Below are 25,796 nucleotides of genomic sequence, written 5' to 3' on the forward strand. Positions count from 1 at the left end.
GATATGTACTATATGGGTCTGATCTGGGAATATTTGAAGAATTACATGAAAACACGACTCACGTACCGTGCCGATTTCTGGGTGGAGATCCTATCGGATCTGCTGTTCCAGGCAACCAACCTGATCTTTATCTTTGTGGTCTTCCGCCACACGGATAACCTGGGCGGTTGGAGTGAGAGTGAAGTGCTCTTTGTTTATGGATATTTTATGGTGCCCTATGGCATCTTCAGTTGTTTTATCAATCTGTGGGGATTCAGCGAGCGGTACATCGTCAAAGGTGAGATGGATCGGATCCTGACACGCCCTGCACATAACCTGTTCCAGATATTGCTTGAAAATGTGGACCCGCCTGCACTCGTGGGCTCGTTTATCGGCTTGATCATCATGATCTTCAGCGGAGCAGAGATGGGTCTGATGCTGGAGTGGTGGCATATCCCTGCCTTAATTATATTGGCACTCAGCTCAGTCATGATCTATGCAGGCATCTATACCACATTGACTTCACTATCCTTTTATTCGGACGCGCCAACAGGTATCCTGCCGTTGATGTATAACATTCAAGGATATGGACGCTACCCGGTAACGATCTATAACCGTGCCATTCAGGTGCTGTTAACCTGGATCATTCCGTTTGCCTTCGTGGGGATCTATCCCGCAGCATTGTTCCTGGAAAGGTCCGAGATGCATCGTATGGCGCTCCTCACACCTGTGATGGGACTGGTGTTTGGTTCCATGGGCTTGCTTCTTTGGAATTATGGTGTGAAGCGGTATCGCGGAGCAGGTTCATAATAACGCCCTATAGCAATTCATGGGGGAGATTAGGGAGGAACTGACATGACGTTAAATGTAGGCGAATTGGCACCGGATTTTGAACTTCCGTCCAGTACGGGAGAATCGGTAAAGCTTTCGGATTACCGCGGACAGCGGGTACTGCTTTATTTTTACCCCAAGGATATGACTTCGTCCTGTACGCAACAGGCTTGTGATTTCCGGGATCGACATGCTGAATTTGAAGGGCTGAACACAGTCATTCTCGGAATCAGCACCGATCCGATGAAACAACATGACAAGTTTATTGCCAAGTATGGTCTGCCGTTCACATTGTTATCGGATGAAGAGCATGTCGTAGCCGAGCAATACGGGGTATGGCAGCTGAAGAAAATGTATGGCAAGGAGTACATGGGTATGGTTCGCTCCACTTTTCTAATTGATGAAGAGGGGAAATTGATCAAGGACTGGTCCAAAGTTCGGGTCAAAGGACATATCGAGGCTGCGCTTGAGGCTTTGAAGACATTGTAATAAATCATTTAGACATGTGTGAATAAATACATCTTAACCGTTTCATCATTAAAGGCTGTGCTTCGCGGAATTTCCGTGAACACAGCCTTTTTAGGTTGGCAAGCGCTTATGATTGGTTGAATTATTCTTGCTCTTGCCAGAACGAAGCCGATGCACGAGCAGTAGGAATAGCGGAATAATAAAGCTTACCGTGATATCCCAATCCACCCAAGCGGGCATAATCGTATTGGTGTAGAAAATGACATTGGGAGAAATCAGTACAGCTAAAGCGAATAATAACATGGCTGATGGCAGGATGAGAGGTTTATATGTCTTTAATCGAAATAGCTGAGCTGTTCCAACGACAAAGGAGAACATGTACAGCAGGCTTTTAAAATAGGTAGCAATTAACCAAGCGGTCGCCATGAACGCCTCAATTCGCTCGAAAAAGTTGCCGATATTAATTTTCTGGGACAGGGTATAGGAGATGTAGATGTCATGCTGGGTCAGAAAGGGGCCAAATATCATCAGTGAAATGAGCAACAGTGTGGTTAGCAACAGCCCTCCACATAAAGTAGCGAGTAACATGTCCCGTTTGATGTGAGGCCCGGACATCACATAAGGAAGAACCATGGTGATCACGATTAGTTCACCAAAGGAAGTGAAAGCCCCTCTAATGACAGACTGCATCAGATGAAGCCAAGGGATGTTCAAGTAAGGCTGTAGATTTGAACTGTCTACTTTGGGCATCAGCCCCAGAAATAATAGAATCATAAATGCAACAACGATTGGAGTCAGCATTTCACTGCTTGCTCCTATTGTATGCAAGCCATGCATAAGCCCCCAGACCAGAGCGCACATAAGGATAATTAGGATGACCCGGATGGGGGTCTGAAGGTAGATCTGTGTGGTCATAAAGTCACCGACTTCACGGATACATATGACAGCGCCTATGGCGAAATAAAATAGATATGCAGCTGCCAAAACAGATCCTGCCCACCGGCCAAGTATTTTTTGGCAGATTTCAATAAGGGAAAGATCAGGATGCGTCTGATGAAGTTTGTATAGCACCCACATGATAAGTATGCCGATCGGTTGACCGATAAGAGAACAGATCCATGCATCCTGTTTACCGGAAGCAGTAACCACGGAGGGATAGAGTAGAATCATGTCCCCAATCATGACGAGAAAGGTAAGGACTGTAAATTGCCTAATGGTGATTTTCTCCTTAATTAACATAGACACCGTTCTCCTTCTCTATATTAGGCATGGATGATATTCATGAATGAACCATTTTTCCATCCACTCCAGGCTCCTTCCCCCAAAAAAAGCACTCATTCCTGAGAGGCATTGTTTGGAGTAACCGATGATTTTCTGTAAGACTTGAGCAATTGTATCAGCAGAAGACAGCCTGGCAGAATGATCCCTAGTGTGGTATCCCAGTCTACCCAATATGGAACAATCGTGATCACGATAAAAGTAATGCTGGGTGAGATCAAATTGGCTAATCCGAACACAAGTATGGACGCAGGGAGTACCAGTATCTGATACTGCTTAAGCTTGAACAGTTCCGCACAACCAACAATAAAGGCGTATAAGTATATCATCGCTTTGAAGTACGTCGAGATCAGCCAGGAAGAAGCCATAATGGCTTCAATACGTTCAAAAAAGCTCCCAATACTGATTTTCTGGGACAAAACAAAAGAAGCATATATGTTATGTTTCGTAAGAAAGGCACCCAGAACCAGCAGCGATATGGTAACGAGCGTTGCCAATACCAAGCTGCCTAAACCAGCTGCAATAATTACGTCCCGCGTTCGATGAGCCTGCTTGGCAACATAGGGCAGTATCATCATGATGGGAACGGCTTCACCGATCGGATATATAATGCTTACCAGAATGCCTTGCGAGATAGAGACAACACTCGTATCACTTACTGGCTTCAAATTTCTAGTATCAATCTGAGGAAGCAGGCAGACTGCAAGGACGACAATAAACACAATAACGACGGGCATCAGTAGTTCACTACTTCGCCCCATCGCCTCTAATCCGTGAGACACTCCCCAGGCGATCACGATGACGAACATCAGAATGATGATGCGAATGGGAGTGTACGGGAAGATTTGAGTGGTCATGAAATCGCCGACTTCTCTCGTATGCGTGGAAGCACCAATAATGAAAAAGAACAGATAGAGGCAGGAAAAAAAAGTACCTGGCCAGAACCCTAGAATGCTTCGTGCCATCTGCACCAGATTTTTTTCTGGGTGCGTGCTACATAGCTTCAGGAACATGGCCATCAGTGCCATCCCCAGAGGAACGCCTATAAAAGCACAAATCCAGGAGTCTTGTTTGGCATAGGACGTGATGACCGAGGGGTAGATCAGCATCATATCCCCGACCACCATCATAAAGATGAGAGTGGTCAATTGTCTTGTTCCAAGGCGCCCCTGTTCCAGCATAATGGTCCTCTCCTTTTTCTAGGTTCCCGTCAGATGTGCCAAGAATTGATTAACAGGTTCATAGATCCACATGATGATATAGAGCGGACTGGGGAAGTCCCACAGGTTGGCTGCAATCACACTGAACCCTGTGGCTATGACGAGCATTCCGCTGCACACAGCTGTTTCCCTCCATTCCTTGCGGCGGATGAGACCAGGAAGATCAACCAAGCCTACGAGGCCCCCTATGACAATGACAGTAATTGTAATCAACATCCGGTCTCACTCCTTCAAATCCTCCTTGAATGAATCATCCAGTGTACCCACACGTTTGATCTGTACATTGGCTTCATACTTAACATCCAGATTCTCAAAATATTGATCCCAATCCTTTTCAATCTTTTTGAAAAATTTAGGATCGGCATGATACACTTCCTGACCGAATCCAAAAATGTCAATATGGAACTTTCGCCGCACTGAATTCACCGATTTTTCCATCAGTTCTATCAGTCGCTCCTCACTGTCCTTTTCCAACTCTTTGAGCGTTTTCATCGAACCAATTCTGATTCCGCACTCTACTGCACCAATGGAAGACACATTTTTGAGTTTGATGTGAATCACAGGCTGGTCGTTAATGACCTTTGCTTTTCGTTGGGTCTTGGTGCGGAGAGCTTTGAAAGTCACTTTTCCTCCCTTTCGGCAAGGCAGGTGACTGATAGTAGACACCACATTGTCACGGATGTAGTTGTATCCTTTCGATTCATCTTCCGTTAACCAGCCGATCAGTTTGTCCTTTTTGAAGATGCTTAATCCCGTAGAATTCAGATTGGCCGGAGATTTGATTGTCGCTATATTATCTTTGCTTCCGCTTATCGCTGAACTGCCAACAACCTCTACTCCGGTGATGACAGGCTGTATTCCGGGAGTTAGCATGTATTCCATTAACTGATCACCAGTTACCGTAGTAGTGGGAGACCAGGTTTTGGCAGATACGTCCAGAGAATTAAACATCTTCTCCGCAGGGATATTCTCAAGTGGGGTAAGCACGTTCAGTACTTTGGAAGCCGTTGTATTTCGTGCAACCATGACGTAATAATCGGGACGGACAGTAGGTTCTCGCATTAACGCTTCCATAACATCGTAGATGCCCTCTTTGCGTGCATATTCTTCTCCGAACACCAGTACACGGATATGTGCCATGAATATGCGGCGTGGGCTTGTCTCGGTCAGCTTTTGAATTGCTTCAAACAGCGTGGACGCGGATGCTTCGTACAGCGTGACAGGAGTACCATTCCCTCCCCCTGATTTGGAGGATACTTCATTCGGCACGACGACCTGAGCACTCACTTTAATCAAATCGCCATCCTTGTCTACACCAAGACCCAGCATAATGCCAAGTTCATTCAATTCCTGGCGATCCCAGCATCCGGTAAGGAGAGGGAGCAGGAATACAATGCATACAATTAATCGGAAGCACTTGTTCATACGTTGTTCTCCTTACCGAATTAACGCTTCATTTTTTTGCTGGCTTGTCGGATTTTGTTCGGGGTACCCGTAGAGAATGGACGTGTTTTCATATGGGACCAGGGTACACGAAACAGCGTATCTTTCAGATCTTTCTGAATTAGAGGTGCAAAGGGGGACATATACGGTACGCCAAAAGAACGCAAGCTGCACAGGTGTGTAACCGTAATGAGCAGAACAATTAGAATACCGTAGAAACCAAAAGCTGCCGCGAGTATCATCAATACAAATCGCAAAATTCGGACAGAGATAGAAAGTCCATTCTCTGGAATGACATAACTGGATATGGCCGTTATGGAAACGATAATAACCATTGCGGCGGAGACAACTCCTGCATCTACGGCTGCTTGGCCAATCACCAGTGTTCCGACAATGGAAACGGCCTGACCGACCGTTTTCGGAATACGTATACCTGCTTCTCGCAAAATTTCATAGGTCAGTTCCATCAGTATGGCTTCAATGAATGCGGGAAAAGGAACGCCTTCACGTTGAGCTGCCAGACTAATGAGCATATTGGTGGGCAACATTTCCTGGTGAAAGGTGGTAATGGCAATATAGAAGGATGGAGCTAGTAAAGCGATAAAAAAGGACAGATAACGAATCAAGCGAATCAATGTGCTGATATCGGCCCGTTGATAGTAATCCTCCGGCGATTGGAAGAAATGCACGAACAAAGCTGGAACCAGCAGCACAAAAGGCGTACCGTCCACGATGATGGCTACTCTGCCCTCAAGCAAAGCAGCACAAACCGTATCTGGACGTTCACTATTGTAAACCGTGGGGAATAACGTTCTGGTTTCGTCTTGTACAAGTTCCTCGATATATCCACTCTCAAGGATACTGTCGATATCGATCTCATCGAGTCTTCGACGCAGTTCTTTTACAGTCTCCTGATCCACGATATGTTCCAGATAGAGCACAGCAACTCGGGTTTTGGTAACCCGACCTATTTCTCTTTCTTCGATCCAAAGATGAGGATTACGGATTCGTTTGCGGATCAATGATGTGTTGGTACGCAGGTTTTCGTTGAAGCCTTCCATAGGTCCCCGAACGACGGTTTGGGAGACAGGTTCTCCAACGGATCGATCTTCCCAGCCTGCTGCACCAATCTTCATTCCTCGTTCAGATCCTTCAAGCAGTAAGATAGCTGATCCCGAAAGAAGTGCATTCATTACTTCATCCATATCATCGACCAGCAATACATCACTGGCGATCAGGATATCATTCTGGAGGTAGCTGAGATGTTCATCGTCTGCAGAGAATTCAGGGAGATCACGCTTTTGCAATAATGATTCCATGATGGAGTGATTCAGAATCTGCACATCCACTAATCCATCAATGTACAACATGACTGCAGGCCATTTATGTAAACACTGGAGAGGGCGCATCATCAAGTCGTTGCTGTTCCCCATCACTTGCTTGCAGTATTCCATATTTTCGCTTAGATCCGGAGAGATTTGCCTCTGATCTTGGCGTTCCAGCGACGATTCACTCATGCCTTCACCTCCCTATACACCCTATATTTTCAAGTTAGTATGACCTGGATGAATTCGGATTATCACAAAAAAAGGAGCCGCGATTATTCGCGACTCCTTGCCTGCTTATTATAGATGGACTTTTGTCCGCATTTACTTTTGTCTTTGTCGAACAGGGGCTGGCTTGGATACGGTGGATCTTGCTGCCCATGCTTTGCGGTAACGATAGAGCACGGCTACGATGAGCAATAGGCCGATTCCTCCCACGATATATGCTGCATATTGATGAGCCAGATGGAATACGGCGTTCCACTGAGGACCAAATATTTTGCCAATGCCCAGAAACAGTACAACCCAGAACAGTGCGCCTGAATAAGCGTAGAGAACGAATTTACGAAAGGGAACAGCGGCTATGCCCGCAAAATATCCGGTGAAATGCCTTACACCCGGAATGAAATAACCGATGAAGATTAAGGCATTACCATACTTGGCGAACCACTTTTGCGTTTTATCGAGCTTGTCCTGCTTCAGCAGAAACCATTTTCCGTATCGTGTTATAAAGGGCAGTCCTGCTTTGGCTCCAATAAAATAAGTGATTGTCATGCCAATCGTTGTTCCCAGAAAAGCCAGTATGGTGAGGATTCCGAAGTCGAGATGCCCCTTGTAGGAGAGAAACCCTGCGTAAGCCATCGTTGTTTCACCAGGAAAGGGAAGTGCGATGAATTCAAGCAACAAGCCAAAAAACAATACGCTGTATCCGTAGGACCCAAACAGATGTTGGATCTTCTCAAGCAATTCCAATAGATTTCACTCTCCTGAATACGGGGTGGGAGCATGAATACTCTCCAATGTGTTTTAATGTGTTCTGCCTGTCCATTATGCTACCTAATCTGAAGCGAAGAATCAATCAGGCTAGATAGCAAATTGTGAAAAAATATTAAACAAAATCACGTCTTTTTTCAATGTAGCCTCCATATAATTCTAACAAATCTGCTGAAGTCTATCAGCAAATTACTAGAGACGGTGGAGGTCGATTCGTAAATGGTACAGAGACCGGAATTCAGAATCAAGGAATTAGGGGGAAACTCTGCAACAACCATACATACGTTTTTATCTGGACAATGGTCTGTCATTCTCGTGCGAATTGCGATATTGCTATGTGCATTCGCTGTATATGCGGGCACGGCTTATGCATCTTCTGCTTCCGGCTCAGATGATCCGATCCCGGAAGATAAGAATACTCAAGACAAGGTAGTCTATCTGAGTTTTGACGATGGACCGGGTAACCATACCCGTGAAGTATTGGATATTTTGCGCAAGGAGCAGGTTCAGGCTACATTTTTTGTGCTGGGAGAGCAGGCAGAGCGTTATCCCGAGTTAATCCGGGCGCTTGTGGAGGATGGACATGCTTTGGGCAATCATACGTTCAATCATCAATACGAACAGCTGTACAGTGATTTTAAAGTGTTCTGGAAACAGATCAAACAGACAGAGGAAGTGCTGGAGCGTATAACCGGTTTCCGTCCCAATCTGGTGCGAGCGCCAGGAGGTACCTACGGACATTTTGACCAGAGTTATTTTGATTTGCTGCATTTGGGTGGATACACCGTCATGGACTGGAACGTCGATAGTGGCGATTCCAAGCGTAAAGGTGTTCCGGCCAAAGAGATCCTCAGCAATTCGACCAAAGTACCTGCGGGAGCACGTTCGGTCATTGTCCTGATGCATGACGGTGGTGCACATGCTGAAACGGTAAAAGCACTTCCGGGTATTATCAAATATTATCGTGATCATGGATATCGTTTTGACACCATAAAAAGTACGGATCAACCAGTTCAATTCCGTGTACATCCAGATGGTAAGTTTAAGGCGCGCAAGGCGCCGGGAAAGGCCTGGATCGCAGAGCGTGTAGAAGCAAATGCGACGTTGTGGCTCACAACCAAGAAGCTGAAGGTAGAGGTGGGCTTAGCCGCGGCTACCTTGCAACCGGGCGAGTTCCGTATGGAAGGTCAGCGAATCATGGTGCCTTTGCGTACATTCATGAAAAAATTCGGGGGCAGCACTCGCTGGGACTCTGAAACAAGGACAGCCATAGCAGTATGGAAGGAAAGAACGATTCATGCAGACAGTGTGAGCGGAACACTGACAACAACAGGGGCAATTGAAACGGGGGCAGTACAGAGTAAGGGTGGAACCATCTGGGTTCCGTTACGTGAGTTACTGGAGCAGATGGGGTTGAGGGTGAATTCCTTAACCAGTAACGAAGCAGAGTGGACGGTAAAGGCGGGCACTTCCAGATCCATTTCGGCAATGAACAGTATATTTAAGTATAAAATGATCTGAAGAAAGTCATTCTTGCAGGACTATTCTCTCTACTTCCGGGCAACACTGAATCATAGATTACTATGGTTCAGGAATGCTGATGAACGGAAGGAGATCAGGAGAAATGTCTTATATACGAATGGAACATGAACATGCTGTTGAATTGTTAAACAGGGTCATGAAGCGTGTTGAGAGTGTGATTATTGGCAAAAAAACAGAGATTCGATATGTCCTCACTGCAATGCTCAGTGGAGGTCATGTACTTCTGGAAGATGTGCCGGGTACCGGGAAAACGATGCTGGTTCGTGCCGTGGCTTCTGCACTGGACTGCTCCATGGGCCGGATTCAATTCACGTCCGATGTCATGCCGGCAGATGTTACGGGCACTTCAATCTATCATCCACATACAGCTGAATTCAAGTTTCGGCCCGGACCCGTCATGTCCAACGTTGTCCTGGCTGATGAAATAAATCGCGCTTCACCACGCACTCAGTCTGCCCTGCTGGAGGCAATGGAGGAACGACGTATTACGGTTGATGGCACAACCTATGCCTTGCCACGCCCGTTCTTTCTGCTGGCGACACAGAATCCGTTACAGTTTGAGGGTACGTACCGTCTGCCTGAAGCGCAGTTGGATCGATTTATCATGAGGATTGGACTGGGGTATCCCGATCCGGAACAGGAATTGGAATTGTTAACCCGCATACAAGGTAGAGAGGAGCTTGATGAACTTCGCCCTGTCCTGCTTGCTGAAGAAGTCGTAGCCATGCAGCGTGAAGTCAAACAAGTACATGTTGATCCGGTCGTCAAACAGTATCTGGTGGCTGTTGCTGTAGCCTCTCGCAGCCTTCCGGCGGTCAGATTGGGCATCAGTCCCCGTGGAACACTGGCCTGGATGGCTGCGGCACAGTCATTTGCCTATCTTCAAGGACGCAGTTATGTCATTCCGGATGATGTGAAAGAGGTAGCTGTGCCTGTCCTTTCCCACCGTATTCAATTGAAGGCCCAGAACAGAGCGGAGGTTTGGGGGCAAATTCAAGTCATTGAAGAAGCCTTATCATTGGTCCCGGTACCTGTACAGATGGCATCACAGGGAAGGGGACGGAGGCAATGACTGCGCTGGGACAACGGATTGTGAGTGCTGTCTTGGTGGTGGCTTTTGCTTCCTTGTATCAGTGGCATGGGGGCAAAGCGGCGTTGTTTCTATCCGTTATAACTTTCTTGATGTTCACAGGAGGTCTGCTTCTCCATTGGTTCAGACCACGGCGTATTCACATCCGTCGGAAAATACACGCGAACCGGATTGAGGCAGGCGAGCAGGTACGGGTTCTTGTCGAACTGGAATTCAATTGCCGTATTCCATTGTTATGGATCGTTCTGTGTGAGAACACACCTGCAGGTGTTCATCGCAAATTGATTTTCCCGGGAACACGGCGACAATTTTCCTATCAATATGAATGTTCCGGGTTACGCAGAGGAGTCTACAGATGGGATACGGGCAGATTGTACTGGGGGGATATGTTTGGCTGGAATACCCTCTCCGCAGAGACCGCAGGAGGTACACCCCTGATTGTTGTTCCTCAAGCAACGGCTTGGGGGAAGGGTGATTCGATAGAATTTGCAGCGATGATCGAAGGGACTCTGTCGGAGCGAAGAAATAGCCAGGGAAACCGTAGCCCTGAGTTTCGTGAATATCAGCAGGGTGACCCACTGGGACGTGTTCATTGGAAAAGTACAGCCAAAACGGGACAGCTTCAGACCTTTCTGCCCGATACCACGGATCTAGCTTCGCTCGGCATCCTTGTGTATGAAGGCGCGTCGGGTTATGGCGTAATTCAGCGGGAGAACATGGATGTACCTGCTTTTGAACGAGTGGTTCGTGCAGCTGCCCGCTGGATTCATACCGCTGAGCGGGATGACATTCCTTATCATCTGTGGATGGAAGGCGGCGATAAGAGCTATGATGCACAAGATCAATGGCAACATGGGCCGTTCCATGCAGATGATGAGAATCATGGACTAGACAAGTTAGCGGGGGCACGAATATCCAAAACACAATCAGGCTCTGTTTCGCTTCGAACGGAGATGCTGGATGGACTGGCGAGCGGGTCGCGAATTGTAGTTCTCACAGGCAAGATGGACCCGGTTCTGGCCGAATGGATCATAACTGCAATCGGGTCGGGTTATCGTGTCGAGGTGCAACTGACTGAAGCGAACCAGAACCAATTAGGATCAACGGATAGATGGATGAATGGATTGAGATATGACAGCTTAAGTTTGGAGCGGCTTCGTCACAGCGGGGTGCCGATCCATGCGGTTACAGACGTTGCGTTATCTTCATTGGGAAAGGTGGAGGTAACGGATGTGGGAGCGTAATGGTAACCAGCAACCCAATTCCACTGTGGCCGACTTAGAGTCAACGGACCGTACGAGAATAGAATCGGCTCATTCCATATATAAAGCTGTGAACCAGAATTCTGTGACGGATATAAAGGATGAGGGTTATGTGAGCGTACCTATCCTGTACAAAATTGTTATTTCGGCCATTTTACTTATACTGTCTCTGGAGTGGATATATCCTGTTACATCATCAGATCAGCAGGGCAGTGAACGGTTCTTGTCCGTAATGGCGGGATTAACGGGAGCATTGTTGCTCGCGGGGTTAATTCGTACAGGATGGATCACCGGAGTACTAATCCGATTATTCATTGCACTCGCTGCGCTATGTCTGATGTACGGAGGAAGTGAACCTGTCCGTTGGGCGGTCGCTTATCCGGGAATATTTTCAGCGGATATGGACACTTTTATAAATAACTGGCGATTTCACTCGATTAGTACAGAAACGAGAGGTTTGTTCATGATGTGCGGCTGGAGCATGCTCATGGCTTCTGTGCAATCCCTCGTATTGTTACGTCGAAGCGTTATGCTGTTTGGCAGTGCAACACTGCTCTATTTGCTTTTGCTTGAATCCTTTGCGGGGCTGGATGTGTATGCTTCTGTAATACGGTCTGTCCTATGGACTTTTCTTATTCAGGCTCTGCTCCAGCTATTACGTCTCAATGCAGGAGTCACGACTCCGAGTTATCGCGGCAGCCCCTATGGCCGTTGGAGTGCAGTAACTATCGTTGCTTCCGCAGGTATGGTGCTTCTCTCCGCGTTACCTGGCCAGTTTGCTTCCATTCCTCAACCGGAACGCATATCTCTGGAACAGATGGGTGAACGCATAGCTCGATGGGCAGGTTATACACAGCACAGTAGTATCCCTGCTGCAACGGCAGTCACGGGATATAGCACAGCGGACGCGCCTATGGGAGCACCGTTGGTGCAGGGGAATTCCATCTTTTTTATAGCGAAGAGTCCAAAAGTGACGTATTGGCGAGGGGAGACCCGTTCATATTATAACGGTAGTACTTGGAGTGACCCGGGTCAAAGCTTCGAAACGGCAAGTCCATCCGGAATGCTGCGTGCTGATGGTTGGGAAAATCCAACCTATTGGAGTCGCATTCGCCAAACCATTACGATGCAGCGAGAGTGGAAAGGACCAAATCCACTCTTTACCGGGGGCATACCGGTCAACGTATCGTTCCAGGATAAGAACAAGGATAATCAGGAAAACATGTTTTCTTTGCTGTCTAATCGCGATTCGGCAACATTGTGGCTCGCGAGCTCAGGGGACGATAAGATAGTTAAAAATTATTCGGCAGACGTCATGGTTCCTGTCGCAACAGCTGAACAGTTACGTCTGCTTGAGGAAACGAATAAAGGGAAAGATCCGGCAGCCATTCGGAGGACCTATCTGCAATTGCCTGCATCACTCCCTGGTCGAGTGCAGACGCTTGCCAAGGAAATCATTCAAGGCAGTGAGACCCGTTATGACGCTGTGCAAGCCGTAAAGACTTATCTGGCTGCTCATGCCGAGTATACGTTGGATACACGTATGCCACCGCGAGGAACAGATTTTGTGGACGATTTTCTATTCGTCACCCGGCAGGGGTATTGCAATCATTTCTCCACAGCTATGATTGTGTTACTTCGTTCGGAAGGCATCCCCGCACGCTGGGTTAAAGGTTTTGGGTCTGGAATGGCTGACCCGGATGTGCCCAGTCAGTATGTGATTTCACAGGGAGATGCACATTCCTGGGTAGAGGTGTATTTTCCGGGTGCAGGCTGGATGCCGTTTGAGGCCACGCCAGGCTTCACCATGGCGCAAGGCGCGGGCGAAGATGCCGCAGCACTCGCCGGGCCGCAGCCTGTTGCGGAGAATCCGCCGAATATGAGCGGCGGATTGGCTAACGCGGGCGCATGGCTGCTCGCCCGCGCACGGGCCATTGCCGCGGAGCCATGGCTCGCGGCAGCCCTTGTGACAGCGGCCCTGTTGGGCGCCGCTGCTCTGGTCCGCATGCGGCGGCTACGCCCCGCGCTGCGGATCAGGCTGCTGCTGGCGTGGCCGCGCAGCAGCTTTCCAGACCGCGAGCGGCTGCTGGGTGCCGCCGCTCCGGTCTGGGCCGCGCTCGCGCGCCGGTACGGCCCGCGGCCGCCGGGTATGACGCTGCGTGAATATGCAGCGTCACCGGCTTTGGCCGCAGGCGCGGACGGCGCGGACATCGCGCGGTTTGCGGCCGACTGGGAACGGCTGCTGTACGGGCCAGACCGTCCGCTGCGCGCGGACAGTCTGGACTTCCTGCGCCGGGCACTTCGTTTGGCCCGGCGGTTGCAGACGTTGTAACACAAGCATGTTACAACAAGGACGCCACACAACCTGCCGTGATTTAACTCTCGCGATACTCTCCCCGAGACAGCTTGGCAGGTTGTTGACGGATGATGATCACCACGGGCACATCTATTCTATGTTTACTGTGCAGCATTTGGTTTATCGCTGCATGCCATACATAAGACGCCTTTCGCGCTGTGCTGCGAACGAGGCGTCTTTCCACGATCATACACTTGAACCAGCATCTTGCTGCCAAGCTTTTCTATTCGAAATTTCATATTTAGAGGCAATTGGTAATCCTGTTTTGATATGTCGAAAAAAGGAGTTTCGCCTTTCCTTGACGGTATGTTTTGTCGTTGCGTATAATTAGTTTCATTGAATTGAGGGAGGCACGGTTATGAATAAGCAGAATGAGATTGTGGTTGTCCTTGACTTTGGGGGCCAATACAACCAGTTAATCGCCAGAAGAATCCGGGATCTTGGCGTATACAGCGAGCTTTTGCCGTATAACACACCGGCGGAGAAGATCGCAGAAATGGCACCAAAAGGAATCGTATTTTCAGGTGGGCCGTCCAGCGTATACGCTGAGAATGCTCCACACGTGGACCCAGGTGTTTATGACCTGGGCTTGCCAATCTTCGGTATCTGCTACGGAATGCAGCTTATGGCCCAACAGCTCGAAGGTAAAGTAGAACGTTCCGAGAAGCGAGAGTACGGTAAAGCAGACCTTGAGTTTGCTGCTGGATCTACACTGGCAAAAGGTATTGAAGGCGAACATACGGTATGGATGAGTCACGGTGACCACGTGGTTACACTTCCTCCAGGATTCAAACTGGATGCAGGCACGGAAAGTGCGCCAATCGCTGCCATGAGCAACGATGAGCGTAAATTGTATGCTGTCCAGTTCCATCCGGAGGTACGTCACTCTGTTCGTGGTAACGACATGATTCGTAACTTCCTGTTCGAAATCTGTGGTTGCGAAGGCAACTGGACGATGGAGACATTCATCGATGACACCATCAAAGACATTCGTGAAAAAGTTGGCGACAGTAAAGTACTATGTGCGCTTAGCGGCGGTGTAGATTCTTCCGTTGTAGCTGCATTGCTTCACAAAGCCATTGGTGATCAACTGACTTGTATGTTTATCGACCACGGTCTACTGCGCAAAGGCGAAGCTGAAAGTGTAATGGAGACATTTGTCGGCAAATTCGACATGAAAGTGGTCAAAATTGATGCACAGGAGCGCTTTATGTCCAAACTGGCTGGCGTGGATGATCCAGAACAAAAACGTAAAATCATCGGTAACGAGTTTATTTACGTATTTGACGAAGAGTCCAAGCAGTTCGATGATTTTGCATTCCTGGCGCAAGGTACACTGTACACGGACATCGTGGAAAGTGGTACAGCGACTGCACAGACCATCAAATCTCACCACAACGTGGGCGGTCTGCCTGAAGACATGAACTTCAAACTGATCGAACCGCTGAGCACGCTGTTCAAGGATGAAGTACGTAAAGTGGGTACCGAGTGTGGCCTGCCGGACGAAATTGTTCATCGTCAGCCGTTCCCTGGTCCGGGTCTTGCGATCCGTGTTCTTGGTGAGGTTACTGAAGAGAAACTTAAAATTGTTCGTGATTCAGACTACATCCTGCGTGAAGAGATTGCCAAAGCCGGTCTCGACCGTGAAATCTGGCAGTACTTCACAGCCCTGCCTAACATGAAGAGTGTCGGCGTTATGGGTGATGCGCGTACGTATTCCTACACTGTAGGTATCCGTGCTGTAACATCCATCGACGGTATGACTGCGGACTGGGCACGTATCCCTTGGGATGTGCTGGAGAAAATCTCCGTACGGATTGTTAACGAAGTTGATAACGTAAACCGTATCGTCTATGACGTAACATCCAAACCACCTGCAACAATCGAGTGGGAGTAGGGTATAGACTCTTAACGATAGATTATAAAAAATGCTCTTTTATCTGCGGTATTTCGCAAATAAAAGGGCGTTTTTTTATAAAGTGAATTGTGATAAAATTTTCATTTGGGTACTTTTTTACAAATAGTACACTCTCAAAATTAATCCCATTTTAAAGTTGACTTCATGATCCTTTCAGGTCCGGCCTGTACAATAAGTACATACTAAAGGCAATATGTCTACTGAAGGGAGAATTGAATGTATGCGTAAAACCGACTATATGAGCAAATGGAAGATGGGCATTGGAAGTGCGTTTCTGATGGTGATGCTGGCAGGATGCGGTTCAGGTATGCAAGATCTGGCTTCCGGTTCGGGGGACTTTCCATTTGTGAACTTAGAGGCAACGGATGCTTCTTCCGATCAGACCAGAAACCAGGAGTTATCCTCTGACACAACAACAAACACAAATCAGGAACAACAAGATATACAGGATACTCCGCAGACAGAGATATAATTAACATAGGACTGATCCGGTAAAAAGTAGCTCCGGAACATGTCGCAAATTGCTCCATATACCTAATGAGTATAAGTCTTCGGAATACGAGACATCGTTATTCCTAGATCATCATTCACCTGATTGCTAAAACGCATGAGAAACATAAGCTAGCCTGATTAGAGCGCTTCTGCTCTTTGATCAGGCTAGCTTTTTAGGTTATCCTGCGGAACTTTCGCCATGAAAGAATGGACATATTCCATTGAGATCTCAACGAAAAAAGCGTATTCAATTGGGTTGTAAACCGCTGAACTGGTTCAATCTGTTAAATAATACGAACGATATTATAAAAGGGTGATATTAATATTCGTTTTTCTCATTGACAAAAACATACTGCCCTCCTAAAATAGTGATGGGAAACAAACAAATAGCGCATACTTATTCGTATAATCCTGGGGATTGGCCCGGGAGTCTCTACGAGATCACCCTAATGATCTGGCTACGAAGAGGAGAAGGCTAAGCACATGAATTCTACATGATTGCGGGGACATCACGCACATTAGAATTTTTTTTGTTCTTAGTAAAGGCATCATGCCACTCCTTGTCAGCTGAACCCTGGGTGAAGAATCTTCATCAGGGTCATTTGTCGTTTTTCAATATGGCTTCAACATCTCTAAGGGGGAGTTAGTAATTATGGATCGTTTCTTTAAATTAAAAGAAAACGGAACAAACGTTAGAACGGAGATTGTTGCGGGTCTTACTACCTTTATGACAATGGCTTACATTCTTTTTGTAAATACGTTGTTCTTGGGACAAGCCGGAGCGGGTATGTCGGATAATGCAGTATTCTTTGCAACAGCCGTCGGCGCCGGATTAATGACTATTATTATGGGATTGTTCGTGAATATTCCGATCGCGCTTGCACCAGGTATGGGATTGAATGCGTACTTCATGACTGTCGTTCTAAGTTCGAATGGGGCGATTACATGGCAGGCTGCTCTCGGAGCAGTGTTCCTTTCCGGTATCGTGTTCATTATTTTGACCGTCACAAAGATTCGGCAAATGCTGCTTGTTGCAGTTCCGCAGTCGATCAAAATGGCCATTACGGTGGGTATCGGTCTCTTTATTACCATTATCGGTTTCAAACTTGCTAATCTCGTGGCTGTAACAGTTAATGTTGCACCAGACGCAGATCTGAGTCAGCCGATTCCAGGTAGCAGTTTTAACCTGTCATTGGGCAACTTTGTAACACATCACGATGCATTGCTGGCTCTGATTGGTTTGCTCCTTATTGCTATACTGATGGTTATGCGCGTCAAAGGCGCTCTGCTGATCGGGATCATAGCAACAACGCTGATTGGTATTCCAATGGGAGTTACGAATCTGAGTGGTCTTTCAGGCGCAAGCTGGTTGCCTAATTTCAGTGATCTGGCAGTTGGACAACTGGATTTGAAAGGTGCCATCAGTCTGGGATTGTTCGAGATCATCTTCATCTTTACCTTCGTTGAATTGTTCGACACGTTTGGTACGATGGTAGGTACTGCAACACGTATGGGGATTATGAAGGATAAGAAAAAAGGCGAGAAAACGATTGGTAAAGCGATGCTCGTCGATGCAGTTGGTGTCAGCGCAGGTGCTGCACTGGGTACTAGTACCATTACGGCATACGTTGAAAGTGCTTCAGGCGTTGAGGCGGGTGGACGTACAGGACTGACTTCGGTAACGACAGGTTTGTTGTTCATTTTGGCCCTGTTTATCGCACCGCTTGCGCTTGTTGTTCCATCCGCTGCGACGGCTCCGGCATTGATCATCGTGGGTGTGCTTATGATGAGTCAAGTGCGCAGCATTGAGTGGGATGATTTCCTGCAAGCTTTCCCTGCGTTCCTTACCATTGTATTGATGCCTTTCACAGGTGGAATCGCAAACGGGATCTCCGCAGGTATCGTATCCTATGTGATTCTGGCGGTGTTCAGTAACTTGGTTACAGAGCGTAAAGTGAAAATTCACTGGCTCATGTGGATCTTGGCGATCATTGTAGTCTGCCGATACGTATTTATTGGCGGGGAATAAGCGTACAATAGTTGTGATGAACAATACTGCGTTAAGTATGTAACCTTATATATGAAAGAGCGGAAGCCACGGGATTCAAACCCGGAGCTTTCGCTTTTTTTTTGTATTCTTTTCTTGAGCAAAATGAATTTCAAAAATGTTTTCCTTCTATATAGAAGGAATGAGTATAATGTTCTATGATCTGTTGGTTGTTTATCCAATGAAGTCATCGGTTAATAAGTTTCTATAACGTGATGAGTCTGTACTGTATACAAGATGAGTTTCTCTATAATTGGATTAAGGATCATATAAAAAAACTTATTGCGTTTGTGAGTTCATTACTCCGATCATTAAAGTTAGTGCGCAGATGTATCATTTAGCCGGCTATAAGGAGATACTTGTTAAAGGGTCTACAGGGTACTTATTTTATAAGAATTTAATGTTTACCGAAAAAAGACTTGCGTTCTATAACTGTACATGGTATATTCTATTTCCGGCCAAAAAAAACACAAGATACACGGTGCGGCAAGCAAATGAAATAAGCTTCGAAAGAAACTTGAAAAAAGAGCTTGCAAAGTTGGTTCGGACATGATATTATATAAGAGTTGCTGAAGAGAACGACATTCGGTAACAAAACAAGTTTGATCTTTGAAAACTGAACAACGAGTGAGTAAACATTCTGCTTGCAGAATGAACGCGAAAGTTTGAAACAAGCCTTGGCTTGGATCGACTGGAGCACAAATGAGATTTTTAATCTCGTCAGATTCAAAATGAGCTTATCGCTCTTTTCAATACTTTATTGGAGAGTTTGATCCTGGCTCAGGACGAACGCTGGCGGCATGCCTAATACATGCAAGTCGAGCGGACTTGATGGGAAGCTTGCTTCTCTGATAGTTAGCGGCGGACGGGTGAGTAACACGTAGGCAACCTGCCCTCAAGTTTGGGACAACTACCGGAAACGGTAGCTAATACCGAATAATTGTTTTCTTCGCCTGAAGGAAACTGGAAAGACGGAGCAATCTGTCACTTGGGGATGGGCCTGCGGCGCATTAGCTAGTTGGTGGGGTAACGGCTCACCAAGGCGACGATGCGTAGCCGACCTGAGAGGGTGATCGGCCACACTGGGACTGAGACACGGCCCAGACTCCTACGGGAGGCAGCAGTAGGGAATCTTCCGCAATGGGCGAAAGCCTGACGGAGCAATGCCGCGTGAGTGATGAAGGTTTTCGGATCGTAAAGCTCTGTTGCCAGGGAAGAACGCTTGGGAGAGTAACTGCTCTCAAGGTGACGGTACCTGAGAAGAAAGCCCCGGCTAACTACGTGCCAGCAGCCGCGGTAATACGTAGGGGGCAAGCGTTGTCCGGAATTATTGGGCGTAAAGCGCGCGCAGGCGGTCATTTAAGTCTGGTGTTTAATCCCGGGGCTCAACCCCGGATCGCACTGGAAACTGGGTGACTTGAGTGCAGAAGAGGAGAGTGGAATTCCACGTGTAGCGGTGAAATGCGTAGATATGTGGAGGAACACCAGTGGCGAAGGCGACTCTCTGGGCTGTAACTGACGCTGAGGCGCGAAAGCGTGGGGAGCAAACAGGATTAGATACCCTGGTAGTCCACGCCGTAAACGATGAGTGCTAGGTGTTAGGGGTTTCGATACCCTTGGTGCCGAAGTTAACACATTAAGCACTCCGCCTGGGGAGTACGGTCGCAAGACTGAAACTCAAAGGAATTGACGGGGACCCGCACAAGCAGTGGAGTATGTGGTTTAATTCGAAGCAACGCGAAGAACCTTACCAGGTCTTGACATCCCTCTGACCGGTACAGAGATGTACCTTTCCTTCGGGACAGAGGAGACAGGTGGTGCATGGTTGTCGTCAGCTCGTGTCGTGAGATGTTGGGTTAAGTCCCGCAACGAGCGCAACCCTTATATTTAGTTGCCAGCATTTCGGATGGGCACTCTAGATAGACTGCCGGTGACAAACCGGAGGAAGGTGGGGATGACGTCAAATCATCATGCCCCTTATGACCTGGGCTACACACGTACTACAATGGCCGGTACAACGGGCTGCGAAATCGCGAGATGGAGCCAATCCCAACAAAGCCGGTCTCAGTTCGGATTGCAGGCTGCAACTCGCCTGCATGAAGTCGGAATTGCTAGTAATCGCGGATCAGCATGCCGCGGTGAATACGTTCCCGGGTCTTGTACACACCGCCCGTCACACCACGAGAGTTTATAACACCCGAAGTCGGTGGGGTAACCGCAAGGAGCCAGCCGCCGAAGGTGGGATAGATGATTGGGGTGAAGTCGTAACAAGGTAGCCGTATCGGAAGGTGCGGCTGGATCACCTCCTTTCTATGGAGAATCGTTTCCTGCAACGGAAACATTCAAATATGTAGCTAAGCTACAAAATACTCACTCGTTGCTCAGTTTTGAGAGCTCAAACTCTCAAACAGCTTGCTTTTGCATGGAGCTTGTTCTTTGAAAACTAGATATCGAAACGAAACAAACGCGAATTAGAACATTCCTTTAAGCTGATCTTGTGTAAACAAGTGAAGTGTTTTTATAAGGTAGATTGCATGAGCGAGTGATCGAAATGGAACGACTTTTGGATTTGCGCAAGCAAACCAAGCGGAGTGACAGCTCGAACACGAGCGATATGGTTAAGCTACTAAGAGCACACGGAGGATGCCTAGGCGCTAGGAGCCGATGAAGGACGTGGCGAACAACGAAACTGCCTCGGGGAGCTGTAAGCAAGCTTTGATCCGGGGGTGTCCGAATGGGGAAACCCAGCTGGGGTAATTTCCAGTTACTCATAACTGAATACATAGGTTATGTAGAGGCATACCAGGGGAACTGAAACATCTAAGTACCCTGAGGAAGAGAAAACAATAGTGATTCCGTCAGTAGCGGCGAGCGAACGCGGAGAAGCCCAAACCAGAGAGCTTGCTCTTTGGGGTTGTGGGACGTCTCACATGGAGTTACAAAGGAACCGGTTAAGCGAAGAGGTCTGGAAAGGCCCGCCAAAGAAGGTAAAAGCCCTGTAGTTGAAAGTCTGTTCCCTCCGAGACGGATCCCGAGTAGTGCGGGGCACGTGAAACCCCGTATGAATCCGGCAGGACCATCTGCCAAGGCTAAATACTTCCTAGCGACCGATAGTGAAGCAGTACCGTGAGGGAAAGGTGAAAAGCACCCCGGAAGGGGAGTGAAATAGAACCTGAAACCGTGTGCTTACAAAAAGTCAGAGCCCGTTTTAGGGGTGATGGCGTGCCTTTTGTAGAATGAACCGGCGAGTTACGTTCCCGTGCAAGGTTAAGGTGAAGAGCCGGAGCCGCAGCGAAAGCGAGTCTGAATAGGGCGACTTAGTACGTGGACGTAGACCCGAAACCGGGTGATCTACCCCTGTCCAGGGTGAAGGTGCGGTAACACGCACTGGAGGCCCGAACCCACGCATGTTGAAAAATGCGGGGATGAGGTGGGGGTAGCGGAGAAATTCCAATCGAACTCGGAGATAGCTGGTTCTCCCCGAAATAGCTTTAGGGCTAGCCTCGGAAAACAGAGTCGTGGAGGTAGAGCACTGATTGGGTGCGGGGCCCGCAAGGGTTACCAAGCTCAGTCAAACTCCGAATGCCATAGACTTACTTCCGGGAGTCAGACAGTGAGTGCTAAGATCCATTGTCAAAAGGGAAACAGCCCAGACCATCAGCTAAGGTCCCCAAGTGTGTGTTAAGTGGGAAAGGATGTGGAGTTGCACAGACAACCAGGATGTTGGCTTAGAAGCAGCCACCATTGAAAGAGTGCGTAATAGCTCACTGGTCGAGTGACTCTGCGCCGAAAATGTAACGGGGCTAAACACACCACCGAAGCTATGGCTTGATGCTTTGCATCAGGGGTAGGGGAGCGTTGTATAAGGGTTGAAGGTGTACCGTAAGGAGCGCTGGACATTATACAAGTGAGAATGCCGGTATGAGTAACGAAAAGATCAGTGAGAATCTGATCCGCCGAAAGCCTAAGGGTTCCTGAGGAAGGCTCGTCCGCTCAGGGTAAGTCGGGACCTAAGGCGAGGCCGAAAGGCGTAGTCGAAGGACAACAGGTCGAAATTCCTGTACCACCGTAAGCCGTTATGAGCAATGGGGGGACGCAGTAGGGTAGTGACGCGGACTGATGGATGTCCGTCTAAGCAGTAAGGCTGATGTGTAGGCAAATCCGCACATTGTAAGGCTGAGCTGTGATGGGGAGCGAAAATTGTAGTAGCGAAGGTCATGATCTCACACTGCCAAGAAAAGCCTCTAGCCAGGTGATGGTGCCCGTACCGCAAACCGACACAGGTAGGCGAGAAGAGTATTCTAAGGCGCGCGGAAGAACTCTCGTTAAGGAACTCGGCAAAATGACCCCGTAACTTCGGGAGAAGGGGTGCCCCGGTAGTGTGAATAGCACGAGGGGGCCGCAGTGAAAAGGCCCAAGCGACTGTTTAGCAAAAACACAGGTCTGTGCGAAGCCGTAAGGCGAAGTATACGGGCTGACGCCTGCCCGGTGCTGGAAGGTTAAGGGGAGTGGTTAGGGAGTAATCCCGAAGCTGTGAACCGAAGCCCCAGTAAACGGCGGCCGTAACTATAACGGTCCTAAGGTAGCGAAATTCCTTGTCAGGTAAATTCTGACCCGCACGAATGGCGTAACGACTTGGGCGCTGTCTCAACGAGAGATCCGGTGAAATTTTAATACCTGTGAAGATGCAGGTTACCCGCGACAAGACGGAAAGACCCCATGGAGCTTTACTGCAGCTTGATATTGAATTTGGGTACGATCTGTACAGGATAGGTGGGAGCCTAAGAGACATGAGCGCCAGCTTGTGTGGAGGCAACGTTGGGATACCACCCTGATCGTATCTAGGTTCTAACCTGGTACCGTAATCCGGTGCGGGGACAGTGTCAGGTGGGCAGTTTGACTGGGGCGGTCGCCTCCTAAAGAGTAACGGAGGCGCCCAAAGGTTCCCTCAGAATGGTTGGAAATCATTCGAAGAGTGCAAAGGCATAAGGGAGCTTGACTGCGAGACCTACAAGTCGAGCAGGGACGAAAGTCGGGCTTAGTGATCCGGTGGTACCGCATGGAAGGGCCATCGCTCAACGGATAAAAGCTACCCTGGGGATAACAGGCTTATCTCCCCCAAGAGTCCACATCGACGGGGAGGTTTGGCACCTCGATGTCGGCTCATCGCATCCTGGGGCTGAAGTAGGTCCCAAGGGTTGGGCTGTTCGCCCATTAAAGCGGTACGCGAGCTGGGTTCAGAACGTCGTGAGACAGTTCGGTCCCTATCTGTCGTGGGCGTAGGAAATTTGAGAGGAGCTGTCCTTAGTACGAGAGGACCGGGATGGACGTACCGCTGGTGTACCAGTTGTTCCGCCAGGAGCACCGCTGGGTAGCTATGTACGGACGGGATAAACGCTGAAAGCATCTAAGCGTGAAGCCCCCCTCAAGATGAGATTTCCCAGTATGTAAGACCCCTTGAAGACGACGAGGTAGATAGGCTGGGGGTGGAAGTGCAGCAATGCATGGAGCTGACCAGTACTAATCGGTCGAGGGCTTATCCAATAGCAAGTTCTAAATCGCATGTTTCGTTTCGAATCTAGTTTTCAGAGAACAACACTCTGAAATGTAAGCTACGCGTTTGGTGGCGATGGCGGAGGGGTTCCACACGTACCCATCCCGAACACGACCGTTAAGCCCTCTAGCGCCGATGGTACTTGGACCGCAGGGTCCTGGGAGAGTAGGACGCCGCCAAGCAACAAGGAAGACACACTTGATGATATCGAGTGTGTCTTTTTTTATCTAATTTGATTTATGAAAGAGGAACAGCTCACATTTGTTGGGCTTTTTCTTATTATTGCCCTCTCACTTAACTTACACAGTTGTAAGGCAATTGTAAGTTAGATCAATACAATCAATCTAGTGGCTCCTGTATACTAACCCTATCCATCGATGGGGTTGATTTTCAGGGGGAGTTGGCGTGAGGTTTATTGAAATTTTATTATTCTTCTCAAGTGTTTGTTTATTGGCATTGTTGTTCATTCCCAATCAACGTATACGAAGAACAGCTTTGCTCCTGACAAGCGGAGTCGGATTCATTTTTTTAGTGATACATTTGCTTGTTGAAGGATACAGGATTCAGCTTGTATTTTTATACGGATTTGCGACCCTGATGTTTATGTTTTCTCTTATAAAAGTTGTTCGAACGCAGAAAGGCGTGCGGCCAGTCTCCCGAATTCCTAGAGTACTTGCTCCCCTTTTTATTGCAATTGGGCTGATTGCCACAGTCTGTTTCCACTATGTGTTTCCGGTTTTTGACCTTCCAGCACCAACTGGCAAGTTAAAAGTAGGCACGCAAGTCTTTCATTTCGTCGATCCACACCGGGAGGAGACATTCGGGAAATCAGAGACAGGCAAGAGAGAATTGATGGTTCAGGTGTGGTATCCGGCTGAAGCTGGTACTGGAAAGTATACTCCGTTTATCCCTACTCCCCGAATCTTATCTTATATGGCGGAGAGTTATGGCCTTCCCGGGTTTACGTTTCAACACCTGAAGTATGTATCCAGTCATGCTTACTTGGCGACTGAAGTCTCATCGGCTCAGGCCTCGTACCCATTGATTCTTGCAAATCCCGGCTTTGGTTCCTCCAGGTTTCTTCACACGTCACAAGCCGAAAATCTTGCGAGTCATGGATATATCGTGGCAGTGATCGACCACACCTATAATACATTTGCAACCGAGTTTCCGGATGGTCAAATCACGACCAATACAACCAGCGATTTGTTTTCACCCGAACATGATTATAGAACAGAAAGAGAACAACGTGACGAGTTGGGAAAAGTGTTAACCGATGATGTGGTGTTTGCGCTGGACCAATTCGAACTGATCCAATCGGGGAAAATTCCAAGTCAGCTAAAAGGGAGGGTGGATCTGGGGCATATCGGAGTGTTCGGTCATTCCATTGGAGGAGCGACGGCCTATGATGCTTCTTACGATCCACGAATAACAGCTGGGATAGACCTTGATGGAGGACTTTATGGTCTGCATGACAAAGAGGGCTTGCGGAAGCCGATTTTGTTCATGAACTCGGAAAGTGTATACGAAAAATTAAAAATGTTGATCGATCACCGAGTCTACACGGATGCTGAACTTGAACGTATGGGTAATACAAGAGAGTGGGTGGATCAAGAAAGGAAAGACAAAAAGTTGGAGCTTGATCGGATGCGTAAAACAGTTGCCGCAGGGGGACAAGTTCTATATATCGATAATGCGGAGCATTTAAATTTTACAGACGTGCATTTCATTTCTCCAATTTTCAAAATTCTGGGTATTACAGGGAAGATTGCGCCCGAAAGAGCGAATTTCATTATTAATTCCTATATGCTGGATTTCTTTGATATGTATCTGAAAGAAAAGAGCGGAAACTTAATGAACGGACCCGATAGTCGGTTCCCGGAAGTGAAGTTCATAACCCCACTATTATAATTATGGAACAGGTTGTCAATATTGCGACAACCTGTTTTTTTTATATGATTTTGTATCCGTTTCTTCAAACGTAGCTAGCAGAAATGT

General features: G+C 47.9%; 17 protein-coding genes, 3 rRNA genes and 1 riboswitch. Of the genes, 13 read left to right on the forward strand and 7 right to left on the reverse strand.

What is annotated here, in order from left to right; translation table 11 throughout:
* The first annotated feature begins 3 nt into the window (after positions 1 to 3).
* Positions 4 to 789, forward strand: coding sequence for an ABC transporter permease (locus MHI14_RS30610; protein WP_076333833.1), 786 nt, complete (start codon positions 4 to 6; stop codon positions 787 to 789).
* Positions 790 to 834: 45 nt separating this feature from the next.
* Complete coding sequence (gene bcp, locus MHI14_RS30615) at positions 835 to 1,299, forward strand: thioredoxin-dependent thiol peroxidase (RefSeq protein WP_036668208.1); 465 nt, start codon at positions 835 to 837, stop codon at positions 1,297 to 1,299.
* A gap of 90 nt (positions 1,300 to 1,389) precedes the next feature.
* On the opposite strand, the gene MHI14_RS30620 is transcribed toward bcp, so the two are convergent.
* From MHI14_RS30620 to MHI14_RS30645, 6 genes are all read right to left on the reverse strand, one after another.
* Complete coding sequence (locus tag MHI14_RS30620) at positions 1,390 to 2,517, reverse strand: GerAB/ArcD/ProY family transporter (RefSeq protein WP_341131987.1); 1,128 nt, start codon at positions 2,515 to 2,517, stop codon at positions 1,390 to 1,392.
* A gap of 95 nt (positions 2,518 to 2,612) precedes the next feature.
* Positions 2,613 to 3,737 carry a GerAB/ArcD/ProY family transporter gene (locus MHI14_RS30625; protein ID WP_341131988.1) on the reverse strand — a complete coding sequence of 375 codons (1,125 nt, stop codon included), beginning with the start codon at positions 3,735 to 3,737 and terminating at the stop codon, positions 2,613 to 2,615.
* Between the two features lie 18 nt (positions 3,738 to 3,755).
* Complete coding sequence (locus MHI14_RS30630; RefSeq protein WP_091039066.1) at positions 3,756 to 3,992, reverse strand: hypothetical protein; 237 nt, start codon at positions 3,990 to 3,992, stop codon at positions 3,756 to 3,758.
* 6 nt (positions 3,993 to 3,998) lie between these two features.
* Positions 3,999 to 5,201 (reverse strand): Ger(x)C family spore germination protein, encoded by a 1,203-nt coding sequence (locus MHI14_RS30635; protein ID WP_133387490.1) that lies wholly within the window; start codon positions 5,199 to 5,201, stop codon positions 3,999 to 4,001.
* A 20-nt stretch (positions 5,202 to 5,221) separates the two neighbouring features.
* Positions 5,222 to 6,736 (reverse strand): spore germination protein, encoded by a 1,515-nt coding sequence (locus MHI14_RS30640; protein ID WP_341131989.1) that lies wholly within the window; start codon positions 6,734 to 6,736, stop codon positions 5,222 to 5,224.
* A 132-nt stretch (positions 6,737 to 6,868) separates the two neighbouring features.
* On the reverse strand, positions 6,869 to 7,516 hold the full coding sequence (locus MHI14_RS30645; protein WP_341131990.1) for a DedA family protein: 648 nt from the start codon (positions 7,514 to 7,516) through the stop codon (positions 6,869 to 6,871).
* A gap of 240 nt (positions 7,517 to 7,756) precedes the next feature.
* Here MHI14_RS30645 and MHI14_RS30650 point away from each other — a divergent pair, with 240 nt between their 5' ends.
* The 4 genes from MHI14_RS30650 to MHI14_RS30665 all read left to right on the forward strand — a co-directional run bounded on the left by MHI14_RS30650 (position 7,757) and on the right by MHI14_RS30665 (position 13,763).
* Positions 7,757 to 9,058: a polysaccharide deacetylase gene (locus MHI14_RS30650; protein WP_341131991.1), complete on the forward strand. Its 1,302-nt coding sequence runs from the start codon at positions 7,757 to 7,759 to the stop codon at positions 9,056 to 9,058.
* Between the two features lie 103 nt (positions 9,059 to 9,161).
* Positions 9,162 to 10,151 (forward strand): AAA family ATPase, encoded by a 990-nt coding sequence (locus MHI14_RS30655; RefSeq protein ID WP_341131992.1) that lies wholly within the window; start codon positions 9,162 to 9,164, stop codon positions 10,149 to 10,151.
* Positions 10,148 to 11,413 (forward strand): DUF58 domain-containing protein, encoded by a 1,266-nt coding sequence (locus MHI14_RS30660; RefSeq protein WP_341131993.1) that lies wholly within the window; start codon positions 10,148 to 10,150, stop codon positions 11,411 to 11,413. The genes MHI14_RS30655 and MHI14_RS30660 overlap by 4 nt, the downstream gene beginning before the upstream one ends.
* Positions 11,400 to 13,763 (forward strand): transglutaminase-like domain-containing protein, encoded by a 2,364-nt coding sequence (locus MHI14_RS30665; protein WP_341131994.1) that lies wholly within the window; start codon positions 11,400 to 11,402, stop codon positions 13,761 to 13,763. The genes MHI14_RS30660 and MHI14_RS30665 overlap by 14 nt, the downstream gene beginning before the upstream one ends.
* 43 nt (positions 13,764 to 13,806) lie before the next feature.
* On the opposite strand, the gene MHI14_RS30670 is transcribed toward MHI14_RS30665, so the two are convergent.
* Positions 13,807 to 13,971: a hypothetical protein gene (locus MHI14_RS30670; RefSeq protein ID WP_341131995.1), complete on the reverse strand. Its 165-nt coding sequence runs from the start codon at positions 13,969 to 13,971 to the stop codon at positions 13,807 to 13,809.
* A 174-nt stretch (positions 13,972 to 14,145) separates the two neighbouring features.
* Between MHI14_RS30670 and guaA the strand changes: the two genes are divergently transcribed.
* From guaA to MHI14_RS30705, 7 genes are all read left to right on the forward strand, one after another.
* Positions 14,146 to 15,684: a glutamine-hydrolyzing GMP synthase gene (guaA, locus tag MHI14_RS30675; RefSeq protein WP_091039079.1), complete on the forward strand. Its 1,539-nt coding sequence runs from the start codon at positions 14,146 to 14,148 to the stop codon at positions 15,682 to 15,684.
* Positions 15,685 to 15,925: 241 nt separating this feature from the next.
* Positions 15,926 to 16,177 carry a hypothetical protein gene (locus MHI14_RS30680; RefSeq protein WP_341131996.1) on the forward strand — a complete coding sequence of 84 codons (252 nt, stop codon included), beginning with the start codon at positions 15,926 to 15,928 and terminating at the stop codon, positions 16,175 to 16,177.
* Between the two features lie 401 nt (positions 16,178 to 16,578).
* A riboswitch (purine riboswitch) is annotated at positions 16,579 to 16,678 on the forward strand.
* Positions 16,679 to 16,849: 171 nt separating this feature from the next.
* Positions 16,850 to 18,226, forward strand: coding sequence for an NCS2 family permease (locus MHI14_RS30685; protein ID WP_036614057.1), 1,377 nt, complete (start codon positions 16,850 to 16,852; stop codon positions 18,224 to 18,226).
* Positions 18,227 to 19,001: 775 nt separating this feature from the next.
* Positions 19,002 to 20,554: ribosomal RNA gene (locus tag MHI14_RS30690) — 16S ribosomal RNA — on the forward strand.
* A gap of 306 nt (positions 20,555 to 20,860) precedes the next feature.
* Positions 20,861 to 23,788: ribosomal RNA gene (locus MHI14_RS30695) — 23S ribosomal RNA — on the forward strand.
* A 75-nt stretch (positions 23,789 to 23,863) separates the two neighbouring features.
* Positions 23,864 to 23,980: ribosomal RNA gene (rrf, locus tag MHI14_RS30700) — 5S ribosomal RNA — on the forward strand.
* The 16S, 23S and 5S rRNA genes sit together here, the layout of an rRNA operon.
* A gap of 223 nt (positions 23,981 to 24,203) precedes the next feature.
* On the forward strand, positions 24,204 to 25,709 hold the full coding sequence (locus tag MHI14_RS30705; protein ID WP_341131997.1) for an alpha/beta hydrolase family protein: 1,506 nt from the start codon (positions 24,204 to 24,206) through the stop codon (positions 25,707 to 25,709).
* Positions 25,710 to 25,796 lie beyond the last annotated feature (87 nt).

This window comes from Paenibacillus sp. FSL K6-2393, assembly GCF_038002545.1.
Lineage (GTDB): Bacteria > Bacillota > Bacilli > Paenibacillales > Paenibacillaceae > Paenibacillus.